20 protein-coding genes, 1 pseudogene and 1 riboswitch are annotated in these 18855 nt (G+C 45.8%); of the genes and pseudogenes, 15 read left to right on the forward strand and 6 right to left on the reverse strand.

Annotation, left to right across the window (positions count from 1 at the left end):
• Nucleotides 1-16: 16 nt before the first annotated feature.
• The 3 genes from motB to clpE all read right to left on the reverse strand — a co-directional run bounded on the left by motB (nt 17) and on the right by clpE (nt 3855).
• A complete protein-coding gene (gene motB, locus ACKTRM_RS06835) occupies nt 17-802 on the reverse strand; it encodes a flagellar motor protein MotB (RefSeq protein ID WP_003154685.1) in 786 nt (261 codons plus the stop codon).
• Nucleotides 774-1589, reverse strand: coding sequence for a flagellar motor stator protein MotA (motA, locus tag ACKTRM_RS06840; RefSeq protein ID WP_007408461.1), 816 nt, complete (start codon nt 1587-1589; stop codon nt 774-776). Before motA ends, motB begins: the two co-directional genes overlap by 29 nt.
• A 169-nt stretch (nt 1590-1758) precedes the next feature.
• Nucleotides 1759-3855, reverse strand: coding sequence for an ATP-dependent protease ATP-binding subunit ClpE (gene clpE / locus ACKTRM_RS06845; protein ID WP_012117416.1), 2097 nt, complete (start codon nt 3853-3855; stop codon nt 1759-1761).
• Between the two features lie 401 nt (nt 3856-4256).
• On the opposite strand from clpE, the gene ACKTRM_RS06850 reads away from it, so the two are divergent.
• From ACKTRM_RS06850 to queF, 6 genes are all read left to right on the forward strand, one after another.
• The gene (locus ACKTRM_RS06850) at nt 4257-5294 is read left to right on the forward strand and encodes a YkvI family membrane protein (RefSeq protein ID WP_012117417.1); all 1038 of its coding nucleotides are present in this window, start codon (nt 4257-4259) and stop codon (nt 5292-5294) included.
• 97 nt (nt 5295-5391) lie between these two features.
• Nucleotides 5392-6513 carry a hypothetical protein gene (locus tag ACKTRM_RS06855; RefSeq protein ID WP_012117418.1) on the forward strand — a complete coding sequence of 374 codons (1122 nt, stop codon included), beginning with the start codon at nt 5392-5394 and terminating at the stop codon, nt 6511-6513.
• 108 nt (nt 6514-6621) lie between these two features.
• A riboswitch (PreQ1 riboswitch) is annotated at nt 6622-6666 on the forward strand.
• Nucleotides 6667-6762: 96 nt separating this feature from the next.
• The gene (gene queC / locus ACKTRM_RS06860) at nt 6763-7422 is read left to right on the forward strand and encodes a 7-cyano-7-deazaguanine synthase QueC (protein WP_003154679.1); all 660 of its coding nucleotides are present in this window, start codon (nt 6763-6765) and stop codon (nt 7420-7422) included.
• On the forward strand, nt 7423-7866 hold the full coding sequence (gene queD, locus ACKTRM_RS06865) for a 6-carboxytetrahydropterin synthase QueD (RefSeq protein ID WP_007408455.1): 444 nt from the start codon (nt 7423-7425) through the stop codon (nt 7864-7866).
• On the forward strand, nt 7859-8590 hold the full coding sequence (gene queE / locus ACKTRM_RS06870) for a 7-carboxy-7-deazaguanine synthase QueE (protein WP_003154676.1): 732 nt from the start codon (nt 7859-7861) through the stop codon (nt 8588-8590). Before queD ends, queE begins: the two co-directional genes overlap by 8 nt.
• Before the next feature lie 17 nt (nt 8591-8607).
• Complete coding sequence (queF, locus tag ACKTRM_RS06875; RefSeq protein ID WP_003154673.1) at nt 8608-9102, forward strand: preQ(1) synthase; 495 nt, start codon at nt 8608-8610, stop codon at nt 9100-9102.
• Nucleotides 9103-9521: 419 nt separating this feature from the next.
• Here the strand turns inward: queF and ACKTRM_RS06880 are convergent, their stop codons facing one another.
• Both ACKTRM_RS06880 and ACKTRM_RS06885 read right to left on the reverse strand, forming a co-directional pair.
• Nucleotides 9522-9695, reverse strand: a complete 174-nt coding sequence (locus ACKTRM_RS06880) for a hypothetical protein (protein WP_162303987.1) — start codon at nt 9693-9695, stop codon at nt 9522-9524.
• A complete protein-coding gene (locus tag ACKTRM_RS06885; protein ID WP_012117419.1) occupies nt 9679-10020 on the reverse strand; it encodes a winged helix-turn-helix transcriptional regulator in 342 nt (113 codons plus the stop codon). The genes ACKTRM_RS06880 and ACKTRM_RS06885 overlap by 17 nt, the downstream gene beginning before the upstream one ends.
• A 168-nt stretch (nt 10021-10188) precedes the next feature.
• Here ACKTRM_RS06885 and ACKTRM_RS06890 point away from each other — a divergent pair, with 168 nt between their 5' ends.
• From ACKTRM_RS06890 to ACKTRM_RS06900, 3 genes and pseudogenes are all read left to right on the forward strand, one after another.
• Nucleotides 10189-10935, forward strand: a complete 747-nt coding sequence (locus tag ACKTRM_RS06890; RefSeq protein WP_012117420.1) for an SDR family NAD(P)-dependent oxidoreductase — start codon at nt 10189-10191, stop codon at nt 10933-10935.
• Nucleotides 10936-11070: 135 nt separating this feature from the next.
• Nucleotides 11071-11283: pseudogene (locus ACKTRM_RS06895) on the forward strand (7-cyano-7-deazaguanine reductase); the annotation flags it as partial.
• 349 nt (nt 11284-11632) lie between these two features.
• The gene (locus ACKTRM_RS06900; protein ID WP_012117422.1) at nt 11633-11908 is read left to right on the forward strand and encodes a DUF3219 family protein; all 276 of its coding nucleotides are present in this window, start codon (nt 11633-11635) and stop codon (nt 11906-11908) included.
• A gap of 71 nt (nt 11909-11979) precedes the next feature.
• Here ACKTRM_RS06900 and ACKTRM_RS06905 read toward each other — a convergent pair whose 3' ends face one another.
• Complete coding sequence (locus ACKTRM_RS06905) at nt 11980-12165, reverse strand: YkvS family protein (RefSeq protein WP_003154669.1); 186 nt, start codon at nt 12163-12165, stop codon at nt 11980-11982.
• Between the two features lie 163 nt (nt 12166-12328).
• On the opposite strand from ACKTRM_RS06905, the gene ACKTRM_RS06910 reads away from it, so the two are divergent.
• The 6 genes from ACKTRM_RS06910 to ACKTRM_RS06935 all read left to right on the forward strand — a co-directional run bounded on the left by ACKTRM_RS06910 (nt 12329) and on the right by ACKTRM_RS06935 (nt 18798).
• Nucleotides 12329-12523: a hypothetical protein gene (locus tag ACKTRM_RS06910; RefSeq protein ID WP_012117423.1), complete on the forward strand. Its 195-nt coding sequence runs from the start codon at nt 12329-12331 to the stop codon at nt 12521-12523.
• 274 nt (nt 12524-12797) lie between these two features.
• Nucleotides 12798-13421, forward strand: a complete 624-nt coding sequence (locus ACKTRM_RS06915) for a cell wall hydrolase (RefSeq protein ID WP_007409592.1) — start codon at nt 12798-12800, stop codon at nt 13419-13421.
• 115 nt (nt 13422-13536) lie between these two features.
• A complete protein-coding gene (locus ACKTRM_RS06920; protein WP_007409593.1) occupies nt 13537-14877 on the forward strand; it encodes a polysaccharide biosynthesis protein in 1341 nt (446 codons plus the stop codon).
• A gap of 62 nt (nt 14878-14939) precedes the next feature.
• Entirely contained in the window at nt 14940-15434 is a 495-nt protein-coding gene (gene stoA / locus ACKTRM_RS06925) for an endospore biogenesis thiol-disulfide oxidoreductase StoA (protein ID WP_012117424.1), read from the forward strand.
• Between the two features lie 242 nt (nt 15435-15676).
• Nucleotides 15677-17590 (forward strand): heavy metal translocating P-type ATPase, encoded by a 1914-nt coding sequence (locus ACKTRM_RS06930; RefSeq protein ID WP_007409595.1) that lies wholly within the window; start codon nt 15677-15679, stop codon nt 17588-17590.
• Nucleotides 17591-17703: 113 nt separating this feature from the next.
• Nucleotides 17704-18798, forward strand: coding sequence for a M24 family metallopeptidase (locus ACKTRM_RS06935; protein ID WP_007409596.1), 1095 nt, complete (start codon nt 17704-17706; stop codon nt 18796-18798).
• The last annotated feature ends 57 nt before the right edge of the window (nt 18799-18855 follow it).

Genomic DNA, 18855 nt, shown 5'->3' on the forward strand with positions numbered 1-18855 from the left:
GGCTTCCTTTTTTATATTACTGATTTTGGTCAGTCGCGGCGTTTCTAGGCTGTATCAATACCTCGACGCGCCTGTTTTTGCTGCGCCCTTCAGCGGTTTTGTTCGACACGGCCGGTTTATACTCTCCGAAACCTTTGGCGCTGAATACTTTTGCGTCAAGTTTCGGGTTTTCCGTCAGAATAGCCATGAAGTTGACGGCCCGCATGACGCTTAAATGCCAGTTAGATTGATATTGTGAGTTTTTAATCGGTACATTGTCCGTATGTCCGCTGATGATAATGTTCCTTGGCGGATTCAGCACAAGGAGATTCGAGATTTCCTTGGCAAGCGGAATATCTTCCTGACGGATATCCGCCCGTCCGGAATCAAAAAAGATACTGTCTTTAATGGTAATTAAGAGTCCTTCTTTAGTCAGCTTTGTTTCCAGCTGAGTTTCAAGCTTTTTATTTTTTATAAATTGATTAACTTGCTTTTGCACGCCTTCAAGTTCTTCGCGATCGGCTGCTTCTCTTTCTTTCTTTTTCTGTTCTTTATCTTTTTCCTTGTCTTTTTTTAACTGATCAACGCCGTCTTTTTCGTTTTCAGGAGGGGTGACGCTCGAATATTCAAGAACACCCGTGCCTCCGGTAAACACGGCGTTAAATGATTTAGACAGCATTTGGAATTTCGCCGCATCGACCGAGCTCATGGCGAACAATACAATGAACAGAGCCAAAAGAAGGGTGAGCAAATCCGCGTACGGGATCAGCCAAGACTCATCCACATGCTCGTCATCATGCTTCTTCTTCTTTTTTCTCGCCATTGTTTGCCTCTCCTTCTTGTTCAGCGACTTTTGCGCGTTCATTCGCAGGAAGATACATGAGAAGTTTTTGTTCGATCACTTTCGGGGCCTGTCCTTCAAGCACTGACAGAACGCCTTCGATCATGATTTCACGCAGTTTGACTTCCTGCTTTGATTTGCGTTTCAGTTTGTTGGCGAAGGGATGCCATAGTACATATCCTGTGAAAATCCCGAGAAGGGTGGCGACAAACGCCGCACTGATGGCATGTCCGAGCGCCTCGGTATTGTTCATGTTGGAAAGAGCGGCGATAAGGCCGATGACCGCACCCAAAACGCCGAGTGTCGGCGCATATGTGCCGGCTTGTGTAAAGATGGCTGCGCCGGCCTGGTGTCTGTCTTCCATCGCTTCAACTTCCTCAGTCATAATATCTCTGATAAATTCTGCGCTTTGTCCGTCAACCGCCATACTCAGGCCGTTTTTCAAAAATGCGTCATCCACGTCTTCAATGCTTGCTTCCAATGCGAGCAGACCTTCACGTCTGGCGATTTGCGCCCATTGAGAGAACATAGGAATTAATTGCGCAATTGTCAGCTGTTTGTTTTCTTTAAACAGCACTTTAAAAAGGGCAGGCACTTTTTTGATTTCTTTTCCGGGGAATGCGATGATCACCGCAGAAATCGTACCGAACAAAATAATCAGAATAGCTGCCGGGTTAGCGAGTGCGCTTAAGCTGACCCCTTTCAGCACCATGCCCACGCTTAAAGCAATCAAGGCGAGGATGATACCGATAATCGATGTTTTATCCATAGTTTTCACCAAATCCTTTATACTAGCTTTCTATGGTTAATATCGGTGGCAGTGCATGGAACTTTAGGGTGATTGAGAAATTGTTCCCGAATTCTTCACAGTTTCTCCCTTCCGGCATGGAGAAAGAAACAAAAAAGCGGCTCCCCGCGAGGAGGGAACCGCTTTTTTCTTATTGTGCCCGGACTTTGATGCCGTCCTCTTCCATTACGACATGGAAGGCTTTTATTTCGTTGTTATCCAATAAGAGATCTGTCATTTCGTCCTCGATCAATTCTTGGATGGTTCTTCTGAGCGGGCGTGCTCCGAAAGCTGGGTGGTAGCCGATTTCAGCGATTTTTTCTTTCGCTTCGTCCGTTACGCTCAGGCTGATGCCGCGCTCTTTTAATGTGTCTTCAAGCTCTGTGAGAAGCAGGCTGACGATTTTCACGAGATGTTCTTTTTTCAGGGATTGGAATTCAATGATGCTGTCAAACCGGTTTAAAAACTCCGGTTTGAAGAACGCGCTCAGTGAATCAATCAGCGTTTGTTCTTCCAGGACGCTCTCTTCAGATTGGAATCCGACTTTCACCTGTTTTTCGCCGGTTCCAGCGTTGCTTGTCATAATCAAAACGGTATCTTTGAAGCTGACCGTTCTGCCCTGGCTGTCTGTCAGACGGCCGTCCTCCATAATCTGCAGAAACATATGCTGGACATCAGGGTGGGCTTTTTCAATCTCATCGAGCAGCACGATGCTGTACGGATTGCGGCGCACTTTTTCCGTTAATTGACCGGCTTCATCGTGTCCGACATATCCCGGCGGTGAACCGATGATTTTTGATACGGCGTGTTTTTCCATGTATTCACTCATATCGAGACGGATAATGGAATCTTTTGTACCGAACAGTTCATCTGCGAGTGTCTTTGATAACTCGGTTTTTCCGACTCCGGTCGGTCCGACAAAGAGGAAGGAGCCGACAGGTCTGTTTTTGGATTTTAAGCCGGCGCGGCTTCGTCTGACCGCTTTCGCCACTTTTTTCACGGCTTTTTCCTGACCGATGACGCGCTGATGAAGATGCTCTTCAAGTTCCTTCATTTTGACTTGTTCATCAGCCTGGAGTTTTCCGACCGGAATGCCTGTTTTCTGTTCAATGATGGCTTGAATATGCTCCGCCCCGATTTCAGGTGAAGAGGCCGGTGTTTCATGCGCCAGCTGCTTTTCCAACGCCGCTTCTTCATCACGCAGTTTCGCGGCAAGCTCATAATTTTCTTCATGAAGCGCTTTTGTTTTCTCCGCGTCAATTGCTTTGAGTCTCTCAGCCGCATCTTCTTCATTTACGGTATCAAGCTCCAGGTTCGCCTTAGAGCCGGCTTCATCTAATAAGTCGATCGCTTTATCCGGCAGGTGGCGGTCCTGAATGTAACGGGATGAAAGCGTAACACAGGCATTTATCGCTTCATTGCTGAATGTGACGCCGTGGTATTTCTCATATTTATCTTTAATGCCTTCCAGAATGCTGATGGCTTGTTCTATTGTAGGCTCGTGAACCATGACAGGCTGGAAGCGTCTTTCAAGCGCCGCATCTTTTTCAATCTGGCGGTACTCTTTCAGCGTTGTCGCCCCGATGACCTGCAGCTCGCCTCTGGCAAGCGCCGGTTTCAGGATGTTCCCGGCATCCATTGATCCCTCGGCAGAGCCGGCGCCTACAAGAAGGTGAATCTCGTCAATGAACAAGATGACGTTTTTCCGTTCTTTTAATTCGTTCATTAATTGTTTCATTCTTTCTTCAAACTGGCCTCTGATCCCTGTATTGGCGACGAGAGAAGCGACGTCAAGCAGGTAAAGCTCTTTGTTTTTCAATTTGTTCGGCACATCGCCTTCAGCGATTTTAAGCGCGAGGCCTTCTGCAATAGCCGTTTTACCGACGCCCGGCTCACCGATCAGCACCGGATTGTTTTTATTCCGGCGGTTCAAAATTTCAATTACGCGCGCCACTTCATGATCGCGGCCGATCACAGGGTCAATCAGACCTGCTTTTGCGCCGTTTGTGACGTTTTGAGCGAGCTCGTCGAGCAGGCCTTTTTCAGGGCCGGCCTGCTGTTTATTTTGATTGGGAGCGAAACCTTGCTCAAACGGGAATCCGAATGATTGCGGCCCCATGCTCATAGCCGGTTTTCGGGTTAATTCTGTATAACATGTTTCACATAAAACGAATTGTTTTTGAATGGAATTGACTTGCATGTTCAGGCGAATCGTCGCCTCGTTTTTCTGACAATGTTGACAACGCATTTGCCAAAACCTCCTCGAAAAATGTTTGATCATCTTTGACCAAATGGATTAGAAAATAAGGTCTTAACTTTGACCTTCTTTGATTAATAGTATACTCTGACCTTCTTTGACTTTCAAGTGTTTTGTTTCAAACCCCGAAAAATAAATGTTTACAGCATGATAAGTGATATTTGTGAGGTTTGATTATTTTTGACCAATATAGTCAGAAAGGAAATGAAATGCTTTGACCTTTCTTGATGAAGAGTATACGCCGGCCCTTTTTTTCTTTCAATATTTTTGCTTAGAGGAGAGAGCAGAATCTGTTTTCTCCGGGGAAGGACGATTTGTTCGTCTTTTCGGGCGACTTGTCTCATAAGCATATATAAAGGCCTGGACAAATCTGCGCTTAGCCGGAGGGTGAAATGGGACAAACAAAAGGTTCTGCAAGTCAGCTTGCATTTGTATACGTAGGCACGGTTGTAGGAGCCGGTTTTGCCACGGGACGGGAAATCGTTGAGTTTTTTCTGAAGTTTGGCTGGATCGGTCTGTTCGGTATCGTGGTAAGCGGTCTGATGTTTACATATTTAGGCGCCAAAATCATGATCATTTCCAAACGGATTCATGCAGCATCTTATCAGGAATTGAACACATATTTATTTGGCAAGTCCATCGGCCGCGCCGTTAATATGTTTATGATGTTTATATTGCTGGGAGTGACCTCTGTCATGCTCTCCGGAGCGGGAGCGCTGTTTCATGAACAGCTTGGCTGGTCCGCACAAGCGGGGATCCTTTTGACGATCGTACTGAGCTTTGCCGTCATGACAAGCGGCGTTAAAGGTGTGTTCGGCGTCAATATATTGGTTGTGCCGCTTTTAATTTCCTTCTCTTTTATCGTGACAGCTGATTCATTTGTATTTACAAGCACGAGAAACGCGGACGAATGGGTATGGCCTGACAAGTGGAATTGGCTTTTGTCCGCCGTCTCTTACGGCGCGTTAAATTTATCGCTCGCCCAAGCCGTGCTTGTGCCGCTTGCGAATGAAATGTCTTCAGAGAAGGTGATCAGAAGGGGGGCTTATTTTGGCGGCGTTCTGTTGACACTGGTGCTTGCCGCGAGCTTTTTATCATTATCGGTGCTGCCGGATGTGCTGGAGTTTGACATTCCGATGGCTCAAGTCGTCTATTCGTATTCGCGTTCGCTTCATATCATTTATTTGTTTATTATTTTCGGGGAAGTGTTTACGTCGGTCATCGGCAATTTATACGGATTGGAAAAACAATTAAACAGTTTTCTTCATATAAAAAGTACATATATTTACGGCGGCATTTTGGCGTTTGCTTTCATTATCAGCCAAATCGGCTACGGACAGCTGATTTCCACCGTTTATCCGGTGTTTGGGTATGTGAGCCTCGCTTTCATCGGCGCATTGATTTGCAAAAAAATCCCGAAAGAAAAATAAGGATATAAGGAAAATGTCTGTATTTTTTGGGAATTCCCCTTCTTTTTTCCTGACATTTCTGTATAATGAATTGGGAAATGATGGGGAGGAGTAAGAGATGAAAGCTCGTCGTGTATTATTGGGATTTATTTTTATTTGTATCGGCATTGCGTTTTTTTTACAGAAGGCGGGAGTTATACATATATCCGCAGGTTCGGCGTGGCCGTTTCTTTTCATTATAATGTCCGCAGGGTTTCACGCTGGATTTATTTTTGCGAAAAAAACGCCTGACCAGGCGGGACTGCTCGTTCCGGGCGGTATGTTTTTTGTGCTGGGCTGCCTGTTTTGTTTTGAAACGGCAACGGGATGGACGTATTCAGACGTGACGTGGCCTGTTTATATATGGGCGCCTGCTCTCGGTCTGTTTGAGCTGTGGTATTTCGGCGGGAGGAAGTTAGGTGTATTGATTCCTGCTTTCATCCTGACAGCCGTGGGAGCACTATGCTTTGCCGGTATGCTGATGACGGGGCTGTGGCCGCTTTTGATCATCGCAGCCGCGCTTTTGTTTCACGCCGCTGCCTTTATGCAGCAGAAAAAAAGATCGGGCCTTCTTATTCCGGGCGGCATTTTGCTTGTGACGGGTTGCTTGTTATGGTTTGAAACGCTGACGGATTGGACTTACGCAAATGTGACATCGCCTGTCTACCTCTTTGCCGTTGCGTTCGGCCTGTTTGAAGCCTGGCTGTTCGGCAGAAGGCAAAGAGGGCTTTTGACTGCTGCGGCGGTTCTGTGCGCCGCGGGCATTTTCGGCATATTCACCAATGCAAATGAAGTCATCAGCGAACGCGGCTGGCCCGCTCTCATTCTTTTGCTGGGCGCCGCTTTTCACATTCCGATTTTCGGCCCGAAACCTGTCAAAAACGCGGGACTTCTTGTACCGGGCGGCATCTTATTGATTACGGGGATCTTGTTTGTCTTTGAAACGGCAACCAATTGGTCCTACTCCGGTGTGACATGGCCTGTTTACCTGTTGGCAACGGCATTCGGTTTATTTGAGCTGTGGCTGTTCGGCGGGAAACAGAAGGCGCTGCTCATCCCGGTTGCGGTGCTGACCTTGACAGCACTTTGCTTTATGATGACGAATCAGCCGATCATTCCGGTTTCTGTTTTCTGGCCTGCTTTATTTGTTCTGATCGGGATTGCGCTGATGGTATTTCCGGGAAAAAAACGCGGGGCTTAAACCCGCTTTTGCAGCCTGACACAGGGTTCAGGCTGTTTTTTTATTGTCACGGGAAACAACATTATGGTATGATAGCAAAAGTGAAAAAAGAAGAAAATCCGTATTGATGCGGGAGAGGTTCTAGCTACACCCTCTATAAAAAACTAAGGACGAGCTGTATCCTTGGATACGGTTTTTTTATGTTTTTTAGGGCGCCTTCTCCGAAAAAGGCGCTTTTTTTATGGAATGATAGATAAGGGAGAGAAAGACATGAAAAAAGAAAAAGCAGTTGTGGTGTTCAGCGGAGGCCAAGACAGCACGACTTGTTTATTATGGGCTTTGCAAAACTTTGAAGAAGTGGAAACCGTTACATTCCATTATAATCAGCGTCACCAAGAAGAAATCGATGTGGCAAAATCGATTGCCGAAAAGCTCGGTGTCAAAAATCACTTGCTTGATATGTCTCTTTTAAATCAGCTCGCGCCGAATGCGCTGACAAGAGATGATATCGAAATTGAAGCGAAGGACGGGGAACTGCCGACAACCTTTGTGCCGGGACGCAACCTTGTATTTTTATCCTTTGCATCGATTCTTGCATATCAAATCGGCGCGCGCCACATTATCACCGGTGTTTGCGAGACTGATTTCAGCGGCTACCCGGACTGCCGTGACGAGTTCGTCAAATCCTGCAATGTCACCGTCAACCTGGCGATGGAAAAGCCGTTCGTCATTCATACGCCGCTTATGTGGCTGAACAAAGCAGAAACGTGGAAACTTGCTGATGAGCTCGGCGCGCTTGATTTTGTAAAGAATAACACACTGACTTGCTATAACGGCATCATTGCGGACGGATGCGGCGAATGCCCGGCATGCCTGCTCCGCAATAAAGGATATGATGAATATATGAAAATGAAAGGAGAGCGGAACTAATTGCTTTCTCAAATTTACCCGCAGGTTCAGCATCCTTATTCGTTTGAGTTGAATAAGGACATGCACATCTCAGCCGCGCACTTTATTCCCCGCGAAAGCGCCGGAGCGTGCAGCAGAGTCCACGGGCACACGTATACAGTAAATATTACAGTTGCGGGGGATGAACTGGACGATTCGGGCTTTCTCGTGAATTTCAGCGTGCTGAAGAAATTGGTGCACGGCGCTTATGACCATACATTGCTGAATGACCATGACGAGTTTTCTGCTGATGATGACAGATATTCACTGCCGACGACCGAGGTCGTGGCCAAAACGATTTACGATAAGGTGCAGTCCTACCTCGAAACACTGGAGAATCAGCCGGTCTGCGTGCAGATTTTTGTCAGGGAAACCCCGACAAGCTATTGCGTATACCGCCCGAAAAAAGGTGATAGGAATGGCTAAAGGAATTCCGGTATTAGAAATTTTCGGACCGACGATACAAGGGGAGGGCATGGTTATCGGCCAGAAAACCATGTTCGTCCGCACGGCGGGCTGCGACTACTCCTGCAGCTGGTGCGACTCCGCTTTTACATGGGACGGCTCAGCCAAAAAAGATATCCGCTGGATGACGGCGGAAGACATTTACCGCGAGCTGAGAGAAATCGGCGGAGACGCTTTTTCCCATGTCACCATCTCAGGAGGAAACCCGGCGCTGTTAAAGCAGCTTGACGCGCTGATTCTGCTGCTGAAAGAGCACGGGGTGCGCGCAGCTTTAGAAACGCAGGGAACGGTCTATCAGGATTGGTTCACAATGATTAACGACCTGACGATTTCACCGAAGCCGCCAAGTTCGGGGATGACAACCGATTTTGCAAAGCTCGATCACATTGTGTCTTCGCTTGATGCGGCAGAAAGGCTTAACGCGGTCAGCTTAAAGGTCGTCATTTTTAATGATGAAGATCTGCAATTCGCGAAAACCGTGCACAAGCGGTATCCGAATATCCCGTTTTATCTTCAGGTCGGAAACGATAACGTCCATACGACGGACGACCGGGCATTGATCGCACATCTGCTCGGAAAATACGAAACACTCGTTGATAAGGTTTCAGCCGATTCGGATCTGAATCTCGTCAGAGTCCTGCCTCAGCTGCATACATTGCTTTGGGGCAATAAACGGGGAGTTTAATAGAAAGGGAGATTTATATGACAAGAAAAGAATCAGAATTAGAAGGAGTTACGCTCCTGGGGAATCAAGGGACAAACTATTTATTTGAATATGCGCCGGAGGTTTTGGAATCATTTCCGAATAAACACGTGAACCGTGATTATTTCGTTAAATTCAACTGCCCGGAATTTACGTCGCTTTGCCCGAAAACGGGACAGCCGGATTTTGCAACCATCTACATCAGCTATATTCCGGACGAAAAAATGGTGGAAAGCAAATCGCTGAAGCTGTATCTTTTCAGCTTCCGCAACCACGGAGATTTCCACGAGGACTGCATGAACATCATCATGAATGATTTGATCGAATTAATGGACCCCCGCTACATTGAAGTATGGGGCAAATTCACGCCTAGAGGCGGAATCTCCATTGACCCGTATACAAACTACGGCAGACCGGGAACAAAATATGAAAAAATGGCCGAACATCGGATGATGAATCATGATATGTACCCGGAGACGATTGATAATCGGTAATTATTCCGTTGTGTGATACGGAGTGTGAAACGAAGTGAAGTCACAGTAAAATCCGAACATTCAGTGCTGATTTTCAGCGGAATTGTGACCGAGTCACAGCGAAGTATGACCCGAAGTGATCGGAGTGTGACCCGGTCACACTAAAAGTGGGAAAAGTCACACCTGAAAATGGCTCTACTCATGGGAATTGTATTAAAAAGTGTGACCTGAGGTGCAACCTGAACTGTGACTTTTATGCAGTGAAAAATTGATAGTACAGAAGCAGATTAAGGCGTACAATTTGTACGTCTTTTCTTTTTTATCCGAAAGAAAAAATGCCTATCTAGAGATCATAGGCATTAAATATTATTATCAATATCTTCATTTATTTTTTGGCTAAGTTTCTGAACCTTCTCTTTAACATTTGAAACAGCTCTTTTTTAAATTTCATCAAAGTTTTCCTGAATATAGTCCGTGACACTTCTTATTAGAACTTCACTTTCAAAATTGAATATCTCATTTATTTCTGACTGTTCTTCATCTGTTAGGCGATGGTATTGAAGTTGTTTAGCATTTACTTCAGCAGCTACATCAATCCTAACGTACAATTTCATATTCACCTTCTGCATACTCTTGCTCCGCATAATGGCTTCCCCATTGACAGAGCTCCTGCAAGATAGGTTTAAGAGATTCTCCAAGTTCAGTGGATGAATATTCAACCTTCGGCGGTACTTGATTATACATCTTTCTGCTCACAAGTCCACTGGCTTCAAGCTCTCTAAGTGTTTGAATCAGCATTTTCTGAGTTATATTTGGGATCATGCGCTTTAATTCACTCGTTCTCTTTGGTCCATTCATTAAAAAGTATAATACAAGGCCTTTCCATTTTCCGCCAATAACTTCCTTTGTCACTTCAAACCCACAGCTAAATTTTTTCATGTCTAAAGCTCTCCATTCCACATTTATTACTTTTTAGTTACTATATCACAAAAAAGTGGGTACTTCCGATAATGTGCTTACTGAAGGATACTATATCTTGTAAGTTGTTCTTCAAGTACTTAAAGGTACTAGACATAAAATAAAATCAATTCTAAAGGAGTGTTAAGTATGGGTAAATTTGAAGGTAAAATAGCGCTTGTAACGGGTGGAACAAGTGGGATTGGTCTTGCTGCAGCACAAAAATTTGTAAACGAAGGTGCATATGTTTATATCACGGGACGTAGACAAAACGAACTTGATAAAGCTGTTAACCAAATTGGCAAGAACGTAACCGGTGTTCAAGGTGATATTTCTAAGCTAGAAGACTTAGACAAACTATATGACATGATAAAGCAGGAAAAAGGTAAGTTGGACATTCTTTTTGCTAATGCAGGCACCGGCAACTTCCTTCCATTAGGTGAAATTACTGAAGAGCAGGTTGATAGAACGTTCGACATTAACGTTAAAGGAACCATCTTTACTGTTCAAAAAGCGTTATCACTATTCCCGGACAAAGTAGGTTCTATTATTGTAACGGGATCTACTGCTGGATCAATTGGCAACCCAGCGTTTAGTGTATATGGAGCATCTAAAGCAGCATTAAGAGCACTAGTTCGCAACTGGATTCTTGACCTAAAAGGTACTGAAATCCGTGTAAATGTGGTTAGTCCAGGAGTTATTCTTACACCTGCATACGATGAGCTTTTTGGTGATGCACTTGAAGGAGCAATGGAAAATACCAGAAATACTGTTCCAGCTGGAAAAGTTGGGACCCCTGAAGAAGTAGCAAACGCTGTATCTTTCCTTGCTTCAGACGAAAGCAGTTACTTGACGGGTGTTGAATTGTTCGTAGATGGCGGGCTAGCACAGGTATAATTTCACTGCGCAGAGATTACAAATAGTCCCCAAAAAAGGTTAAAATCAATCGTTTGGTAAGGTGTGAAATTGGTGTGACTTCATGATTAATGCTAGAGCAAGTACTTATGGGACAAGACTTTGACCTGCCTTTTCTTCCACGAGGACTGCATGAACATCATCATGAATGATTTGATCGAATTAATGGACCCCCGCTACATTGAAGTATGGGGTAAATTCACGCCTAGAGGCGGAATCTCCATTGACCCGTATACAAACTACGGCAGACCGGGAACAAAATATGAAAAAATGGCCGAACATCGGATGATGAATCATGATATGTATCCGGAGACGATTGTCAACCGTTAATTTTCAGACGGGGTACGGTCTCGGAATATAACCTAAATACCCCCGCCTTTTAAGCGGGGGTATTTTTCGTCTGGGCCGCGCAGCCAAAAAGGTGCATGATATCCGCACAGACCTTGTATGATGAAAAGAGAAATCATCTGGAGAAAAGAAAAAGACGAGTAAACCCGGGGGGAGCGTACTCGCCGCTTCAATACGTGACGGGTGCTGGATGGCAGCTCGTCTGTTTCATTATAAAATAGGGAACGTATGTTTGTAAAGGCCTGCGCTGTTTTTTCTCATTCGGAGCGGATCAATTGTAAAGGAATGGTCAGCATGATAGCATGTCCTGTAAAAAGAAGGAGTGTTCGTTATGGAGCCGTTAGAGTTAAACGGTGTAAGGCTGAAAATGTATGATTGTAAAGAAAGTGCGGGCAAAAACGGCCGCATGATTTCATTTGTATTGAAGGTGACCTCTGAAACGTATCATGATATTGCCGTCCTTTTGTATGAAAAAACATTTGACATCAAGGCGCCCGAGCGTGGGCTTGAATTCCGCGGTAAAATAACCAACCACTATACATCCGTCACAAATCTTTACAATAAAGATGAGACAGGTGATTTTTTTGTAGAAATGACCGAGATCTGAATTCATTTGAAAAAGCTGCCGGGCGGCAGCTTTTGTGCGGGATATGTAAATGGTTCGGATGTTCGGGGGGTTTAATAGGAGTCTCTGATGATTTTATAATTCTTATGGTTGACGACAGTGAGGGAATCTAATTCAAGGTCACGATAATTATCCATGATGGTTACATCAACGATGACGGAGTTTTCATTTACTTTTTCAACAATACCGGTTAATCCGTTTTTAAATTCAATGACGTTTCCAACCTTAGCAATTTTCACGAGCTTCCTCTCCTTTATCATAAATCCTGTTTGAAAATATTTTGCAGTATTTTCTTTAAGAAGTAAAGCGATATGGGTATCAGCCCGCTCAATCATTGTCCCGGCAGGGGAAAGATGGTATATTGATTTTCGGGAAAAAGCCGAGAAAAGGAGGCTGTGTTCGTTGCTGCCTGAGGAAATTTCAGAACGTATCAACCAAATGCGCACCGGTGAAATCAAAGAATTCAGGGTGCAGAAAGAACATTTTCTTGCATTTCGAGCAGTTTTATCGAAGCAGGAAGATTTTAAGCATTTCCGCGGTATTGCACAGCAGGGCGGAGATGTTGTTTTCCAGTATTTAGAACAGCCAAGAAGCTGACGGCTCCTCGCACTTGAGGAGTCTTTTTTTGTTTCTTGGTTTCTCATTTCATCTGGCTGTAACACGTGTAAACAAAATGTAAAATCCCTCCGATGGATACTTTTACTGCTATTTGGTTAATGTTGTGAAAATGACGGCTGTTTTCCTGCCAATAACAAGGCTGTTAACGAACTTCTTCCATCATAAAAGCTGATTGGGAGCACTGGAAAATCTTTAACCGTGAATTTGCGCACAGCTCTTGTTAAGGTAGTGAAGTATTTAAGGAGGAAATCGTATGACGACAAAATTTGCTGCCTTGGCAGTCTTTTTTCTATGTTTTATGCCTGCATCAAAAATTGAACATACAGAAGCTCTGTTTACTTTTGCGAAGAAGCCAAAGCAAGAACCCAGCACACTGGTTGCTGATTTAAATAAAAAAAGCTCGGTTCCGAAGCTTTCAAAAACGGATCATAAGCATTCTATCCAACCGATAAAGCTGTCATCTCACCAAGAGAAGAAAGCAAAACCGGAGGAGACGGCTTATCAGCCGCCGAAAAAAACGTATTCCCGCGCTGACAGACAACTTCTGTCACGGCTCGTTCACGCAGAAGCGAAAGGTGAATCTTATAAAGGGAAGGTTGCGGTAGCCAGCGTAGTGCTGAACCGCACTGAAAAAAACGGCTTCCCGGATACCATTCGGGGCGTGATCTATCAAAGGAATGCATTTGAACCGGTAGCAAACGGAAGCATTAATCAAAAGCCGGATAAGGATTCCATCGCCGCCGCAAATGAGGCGCTTGACCATCCGGGCAGAGAAACGAACGCGTTGTTTTTCTACAATCCGAAAACGGCATCTGACCACTGGATCCGTTCCCGAAAAATTATCGAACGGATCGGCAGACACGTATTTGCGATGTAAGCATAGCGGGATCAAAAATGTCCCGGCTATGCTTTTTTCAATTTTGAGAAATCGAAAATATTTTCAGAACTTGTCTCATATGATGATGGAAGAACGAGAGACAAGGAGAGACACCATGAATCGATTTGTGAAAGGGATCATTCTTTTATCCATCGCCGCCTTTTTCGCGGAATGTCTGGAATTTGTCGTGAATATGATACTGGCGCGGGAGCTTGGCGAGCATGGGATGGGACTTTACATGAGCATTCTGCCCACCATTTTTTTAATTATCGTCATCGCCAGTCTGGAGCTTCCGATCTCCATTTCAAAATTCATCGCGGAATCCAATCAGAAGCTGCATGAAAGCATGCTCCGGCATGCCTTCAGAATGACCGCCGTTTTTACCGCGTTTTCAACCGCGGCCGCAAGCATCGCGCTGCCGTTCATTCCTGTATTCGATACGTATCACCCGTTTATTAAAGGGATTGTCATCGGGCTGATTCCAGTCGTCGCTTTTACATCCATCGCCAGAGGTTATTTTATGGGTGTGCAGCAAATGGGAAAAATCGCGGTTGCGAATGTCATGAAAAAAATCATTCAAGTGCTTTGTCTGTTTATCTTTTTTCAATGGTACTCTTTTGAAATTGATATGGCCGTGCTCATTTCATTATTTGTGCTGGTCGCAAGCGATGTCGTGGTGTTCGTTTACTTGTATACGCAGTTTATTTTGGCGCGGAGGGCGCTTTCCGGCCATCAGCACATTCATCTTCGCGGGAAAGACGTGCGGAAACGCCTCCTGGCCGTATCCATCCCGACAACGGGACTTCGTATATTTCATGCAGTGACAAACGCCATTGAACCCTTTTTAGTGAAAGGAGCGCTGCTGGCGTCCGGGGCAGCCGGGACAGCCGCGATTGATCAATACGGCATGCTTGCCGGTGTAGCGATGACAATCGGTTCGTTTCCCGCATTTATCGCCCATTCGCTGATGGTCGTCATGATTCCCAGCATTTCAGAAGCGTATGCGCTGTCCCAATATGATATTGTGCTAAAACGGCTGAGACAAGCGATTTTTATTACATTCGGCTACGGCATTCCGGCAGTCTGGGTCATGTTTCAGTTCGCGGGCCCGCTGACCCATTTGTTTTTTCAGTCTCCGGAAGCGCAGTATTATTTGCAGCTTTTGTGGCCGTTTTTTCTTTTTCACCTGTTTGTGATGCCGCTTCAGGCCTGTCTGATCGGTATCGGCCACGTGAAAACGGCGTTTTATCATAACGTATGGAGCAGCATTGTAGGGCTTTCGATGATGTATGTGCTCGGTTCTATGCCGGAATTGCAAATGCTCGGCATTATACTCGGCATGAATACCGGCATGATTCTTCTGACAAGTTTACATTACGCGACGATCTGCAAAGACCTCGGTGTCTCCGTGTTTTTGACGGGCGGCGGAAGAACAGCGCCCCGGATCGAAAGCTGAAAAGGCTGATACATTTCAATAAGGAAGGGCAAGCTATCCGAAACGCGTGAAAGGAAGATCATATGCATAAAAACCGCCTAATTGTATGTGCAGTCCTTTTGATAGCTGCCGCCGTCTGGATGCCTGAAGCAAAAGCCTCATCAGAAAAACAGGCAGTTCCCGCCGTGTTTCTGATGAAGACGATTGAAGGAGACGAGATATCGATTCCGAATAAAGGGCAGAAAACGATTTTGCATTTTTGGACATCGTGGTGTCCGCCGTGCAAAAAAGAACTGCCTCAGTTCCAAACGTATTATGAACAGCATCAGTCCGGTGATGTAAGCCTTGTAACGGTAAATTTGATGAATGCCGAGCGAAATAAAAATTCCGTTCAAAACTTTGTCAGTCAGCACCATCTCACTTTCCCGATTGTTCTTGACACGAAAGGCGAGCTTATGAAGGAATACGATGTCATGACGATTCCCACGTCATTTCTGCTGAATGAAAAAGGAGAAATCGAAAAAAAGATCGTCGGTCCGATGACCGCCTCACAATTAAAAGAATGGTCAGAGAAATAAAAAGGTGCGGGAGGAATTCCTCCCGCACCTTTTTTGCATATAATGAACAGCTGAAGAAACACTAATGATAATTATTATCAAAAAGAAATTAAAACAATTATAATTGAAATCTTCCGCCGGCATGCTATAATAAAGAAAACACTGCGATAACACTGTGAAAATGCTGCCTGTCAGGCGGCTGTTTTGCTTTTATCGGGGAATTGAAGATGATTTGCGTTCTCAATTAGAGAGGAGAATTCATAATGAATGAACAAGTGATGACACAAACCCATTCACAACAGCACATACAAGAAGAGCGGGCCGGAAAAAAGTGGCTCCAGCATGCAGAACTCATTGCGGCGCTCGTATCCGGCGTCCTTATTCTTGCGGCCTGGTTTTTTACCGAAACAAAAGGCCTGTCCGTCACTTTGTATATCCTTGCCTTCCTGATCGGGGGATTTGCAAAAGCGAAAGAGGGAATTGAGGATACCATTGAGACGAAGGCGTTAAATGTGGAACTGCTGATGATTTTTGCTGCTGTCGGCTCCGCCCTGATCGGTTATTGGGCTGAAGGCGCTGTTCTTATCTTTATTTTTTCGTTAAGCGGCGCGCTCGAAACATATACGATGAATAAAAGCAGCCGTGATTTAACATCTTTAATGAAACTGGAACCGGAGGAAGCGACACTGCTTGCGGACGGACGGGAAAAGCGGGTGCCGGCTGCTGAACTTAAGATCGGTGACATGATCGTCATTAAGCCGGGCGAACGCGTAGCAGCAGACGGGATCATTGAGTCTGGCGTGACGAGCCTCGATGAATCGGCGCTTACGGGTGAAGCGATGCCGGCGGAAAAAACAGCCGGAGATTCTGTGTTTACAGGAACGGTAAACGGAAACGGCTCCTTAACGGTTCGTGTGACGAAAACAAATGAACAGTCTTTATTCAGAAAAATCATTCGGCTGGTGGAATCAGCCCAAAACAGCGTGTCACCGGCTCAGGCATTTATTGAACGGTTCGAAAGTGTCTATGTCAAAGGCGTGCTGTTAGCCGTGGCTTTGCTTTTATTCATTCCTCATTTCGCTTTAGGCTGGAGCTGGAGTGAAACCTTTTACAGGGCGATGGTGTTTATGGTGGTCGCCTCCCCGTGCGCACTTGTCGCTTCTATTATGCCCGCTGCGCTTTCCCTTATCTCAAATGGTGCCCGCAACGGATTATTGGTTAAAGGAAGTGTGTTTTTAGAGCAGCTGGGAAGCGTACGGATGATCGCATTTGACAAAACCGGCACGGTCACAAAGGGACAGCCGGCAGTCGCGGCATTTCAAGCTGCGGAACATGTAAGTGAAGATGAGATCATGCAGGCGGTGTATGCAATGGAAAAGCAATCAAGCCACCCTCTTGCAAAAGCGATAGCTGAATTTGCCGAAAGCCGGGGCGCCGCGCCCGCAGGACATCTATCGATTGACGAGACGTCCGGATTCGGTGTTCAGGCTGAAATAGAAGGCGTCAAATGGATGGTCGGAAAAGCGGGGTTTGCAGGTGAAGATGCGGCAGATGCTTTTTTGCAGACATCGGGAAAAGAATTAAAGGATAAAGGTTTTACACTGGTCTTTGTTAAAAAAGATGACCGGATTGCGGGCTGCTTTGCCTTAAAGGATCAAATCCGACCTGAAGCCAAAGCCGTGATGGCTGAGCTTGAATCACTGGGCATTAAAACAGCCATGCTCACCGGCGATCAGTCTGAAACTGCGGCTGCCATTGCAAAAGAGGCGGGCATGACGACGGTTGTTGCCGATTGTCTGCCGGACCAAAAGGCAAAAGAAGTGAAGAAGCTGAAAGAAACGTACGGCACAATCGCCATGGTGGGGGACGGCATTAATGACGCGCCCGCTCTGAAAACCGCTGACGTCGGTATTGCGATGGGCGGGGGAACGGACGTGGCCCTTGAAACGGCTGACTTAGTCCTTATGAAAAATGATCTTCACAAGCTTGTGAAAATGTGCAGACTCTCAAGGAAAATGAACCGGATTATTAAGCAGAATATTGTTTTCTCGCTCTCGGTCATCTGCCTTTTGATCTGCGCCAACTTTCTGCAGGTGATGGAACTGCCGTTTGGCGTGATCGGGCATGAGGGGAGCACGATTCTGGTCATTCTGAACGGACTGAGATTATTAAAATAAACATGACAGCCGCACATCGGGCGGCTGTTTTTTTAATGTTCGTTCACAGCATAAACGCCGGAAAACTGATAGAATGAATAAAGAGTCACTTTGGTAAGGAGGAAAAGCAGAAAATGAACAGATTAGAACGTGTTTCATCTTGGCTGAAAAAAGAAGGACATGATGCGGCGTTTATACATACAAAGGAAAACGTATTTTATTTAACTGATTTTTACACGGATCCGCATGAGCGGTTAATGGGATTGTTCCTGTTTCAGGAACAGGAGCCGTTTTTCGTTTGTCCGGGAATGGAAGCCGGACAAGCCCGCAGCGCCGGGTGGGAGCATGATATTATCGGCTACGGCGATCACGAAGATCCGTGGGAGCTGATCAAAGCCGAGCTCACAAAACGAAATGTGCGGCTTGATTCCATCGCGGTTGAAAAGGATTCGATCTCTCTTTCCCGCTCAGAACAGCTCAAACAAGCTTCAGGGGGCGCGGCATTTGTTTCGGCAGAAGAAACGCTCAACCAATTCCGTCTCGTGAAAGATGAGAAGGAAATCAGCATTCTCAGGGAAGCGGCAAAACTCGCGGATTACGGAGTTGAAGTCGGTGTCGCGGCGCTTAAAGAGGGTGTGAGTGAAACCGAAGTACTCGCGCAGATTGAGTTTGAGCTGAAGAAAAAAGGTGTGCAGGGCATGTCATTTTCAACGATGGTGCTGTTCGGGGAAAAATCAGGCCAGCCCCATGGGAATCCGGGTGCAGACCGGTTGAAAAAAGGCGATTTCGTTCTGTTTGATCTGGGCGTTATTCTTGACGGCTACTGTTCAGACATTACGAGAACATTCGCATACCAATCAATCAGCCCGAAACAGGAAGAGATTTACGAAACGGTGCTTAAAGCGGAACAGGCGGCGCTTCAATTAAGCAAACCAGGCGTCAGAATCGGCGATCTCGATTTAAAAGCCCGCGGCATTATTGAAAAAGCCGGATACGGAGACTATTTCCCGCACCGCCTCGGCCACGGACTCGGGATTTCGGTTCACGAATACCCATCAATGAGCAGCGCGAACGACACACTCCTCAAAGAAGGCATGGTCTACACGATAGAACCGGGGATTTACGTGCCGGATGTCGGCGGCGTGCGCATTGAAGACGATGTGTTCGTCACAAAAGACGGCGCCGAAGCATTAACGCAGTATCCGAAAGAATTAACGATTCTGAAATAGAAAGCTTTGTGATAAAAAAGGACGGTTCTGGAACGCAGCGTCCTTTTTTATCACCTT

The organism is Bacillus sp. D7-8 (assembly GCF_052055895.1).
Classification (GTDB): Bacteria; Bacillota; Bacilli; order Bacillales; family Bacillaceae; genus Bacillus; species Bacillus velezensis.